Source organism: uncultured Adlercreutzia sp. (genome assembly GCA_910585575.1).
Classification (GTDB): Bacteria; Actinomycetota; Coriobacteriia; order Coriobacteriales; family Eggerthellaceae; genus Adlercreutzia.
In genome coordinates this window covers 5,492-7,902 of the sequence record CAJUFS010000089.1, presented here as the reverse complement: position 1 = coordinate 7,902, position 2,411 = coordinate 5,492, and the positions used below count along the sequence as shown (strand labels likewise).

The 2,411-nt window shown below is 62.7% G+C and carries 1 protein-coding gene; it reads right to left on the bottom strand.

All coding sequences use genetic code 11. The features are described from left to right. On the bottom strand, positions 1–1,847 hold a 1,847-nt coding region (gene nifJ, locus QZ307_RS10025), incomplete at its 3' end, for a pyruvate:ferredoxin (flavodoxin) oxidoreductase (protein ID WP_295999478.1). Between the last annotated feature and the right edge of the window lie 564 nt (positions 1,848–2,411).

Here is a 2,411-nt window from a genome sequence, read left to right as displayed (position 1 = left end):
ACGCGCACGAAGGCGGTAGCGCCGGCGTCGATGGCTTTGTGGTTCATGTCCACCACGTCCTGGCCCTTCTTGGCGTAGGACTTCGTGGCGGCGTCCTTCATGTACTGGATGGCTTCTTCCTGGGGCATAACCTTGGCCAGGGTGAAGAAGGCCGACTGCAGGATGGTGTTGGTGCGCTTGCCCATACCCAGCTCGATGGCCAGGTCGATGGCGTTGATGAGGTACAGCTTGATGTCGTTCTCGGCGATGTAGCGCTTGGCCTCGGCAGACAGGTGCTGCTCAAGCTCCTCGGGCGTCCACTGGCAGTTGATGAGGAAAGAGCCGCCCGGCTTCACGTCGCGCACAATGGGGAAGCCCTTGGTGACGTAGGAGGGGTTGTGGCAGGCCACGAAGTCGGCCTTGTTCACATAGTAGGGGCTGCGGATGGGGCTGTCGCCGAAGCGCAGATGTGAAATGGTAACGCCGCCGGTCTTCTTCGAGTCGTACTGGAAGTAGGCCTGTACGTACTTGTCGGTGTGGTCGCCGATGATCTTGATGGAGTTCTTATTGGCGCCCACGGTGCCGTCGCCGCCGAGGCCCCAGAACTTGCACTCGATGGTGCCCGGTGCCGCCGTGTTGGGGGCCGGAACCTCGGGCAGGGACAGGTTCGTGACGTCGTCCACGATGCCAATGGTGAACTGGCGACGGGGCTCGTCCTTCTCCAGCTCGGTGTAGATGGCGAACACGGAAGAGGGCGGGGTGTCCTTCGAGCCCAGGCCGTAGCGGCCGCCCGTGACGGTGATGCCCGTGCGACCCTCGACGGCCAGGGCGTTCACCACGTCCATGTACAGGGGCTCGCCGATGGAGCCGGGCTCCTTGGTGCGGTCCATAACGGCAATCTTCTTCACCGTGGCCGGCAGCGCCTCCACGAACTTGCTGGTGACGAAGGGACGGTACAGGCGCACCTTCACCAGACCCACCTTCTCGCCCTGGGCGTTCAGGTAGTCAATAACCTCCTCGGCCACGTCGCAGAATGAGCCCATGGCCACGATGACGCGGTCGGCGTCTTCGGCGCCGTAGTAGTTGAACAGCTGATAGTTGGTGCCCAGCTTCTCGTTCACCTTCTGCATGTACTCCTCCACCACGGCCGGCAGGTCGTCGTAAAGGGAGTTGCAGGCCTCGCGGTGCTGGAAGAAGATGTCGCCGTTCTCGTGGGAACCGCGCATGGCCGGACGCTCGGGATTCAGGGAGTGCTCGCGGAAGGCGCGCACGGCGTCCATGTCGCACATGTCGGCCAGATCCTCGTAATCCCACACGGCAATCTTCTGCACCTCGTGGGAGGTACGGAAACCGTCGAAGAAATTGAGGAAGGGAACACGGCCCTTGATGGCGGCCAAGTGGGCCACGGCCGAAAGGTCCATGACCTCCTGCACATTGCCCTCGGCCAGCATGGCGAAGCCAGTTTGGCGGCAGGCCATGACGTCGGAGTGATCGCCGAAGATGTTGAGCGCCTGGGTGGACACCGTACGGGCGGACACATGGAAGACGCTGGGCAGCTGCTCGGCGGCAATCTTGTACATGTTGGGAATCATGAGGAGCAAGCCCTGGCTTGCCGTGTAGGTGGTGGTCAGCGCACCAGTGGCCAGCGAGCCGTGCACGGCACCGGCGGCACCGCCCTCGGACTGCATCTCGCACACTTTAACCGTGGTGCCGAAGATGTTCTTGCGGCCCTGGGAAGCCCAGATGTCGACGAAGTCGGCCATGGGGCTGGAAGGGGTAATGGGGTAAATGCCCGCTACCTCGGTAAACGCATAGGAGACATGCGCCGCCGCATTGTTGCCGTCCATCGACTTGAGTTCTCTCGTCATATTCCTCTCCTTTGTAATGACCCGCACCACAAACAACCGACCGGCTTTGCCGCGGCACTTTTCGCGTTGGTTGGGGTACTGTCGCGGAAAGGCTGGATCGGGCAGGAGCTCTCTGTGGGAGGATCGGGTTTGTTCTGCGAACAGAAATACCTTTTGGATATTAGCACGGGGGTCATCGCATCAAAGGCCGGCGTTGGCAACCAAAGCCCATGGCGGGTCATCCCCTCGGTGGACGGGGCGGCGCCGTCCGGGGCCCTGGGGCTTTTGCTGTGGGTTTTTCCTTGGGGGCGGCCCGACTTCGTATAATAAGGACAGTGTTCGCTATCCAAGGAGCCCCTATGCCCTTTCACCCGCTCAGCCGCCGCGCCTTCCTGGCTGCCTCCGCGCTTGCCACCATGGCCCTCGCTGGATGCAGCAGTCCCGATTCCACCGACGCGCCCGTCGAGGTGCCCCCCTCGCCCGACGCCATCGAGAACGGCGTCGCCGATGCCCTCACGGCCGCCTTGGCCTATGAAGGCACCGACTGCAGTCCCATCGGCACCGCTTCAGCCCTGTTCGTAGCCG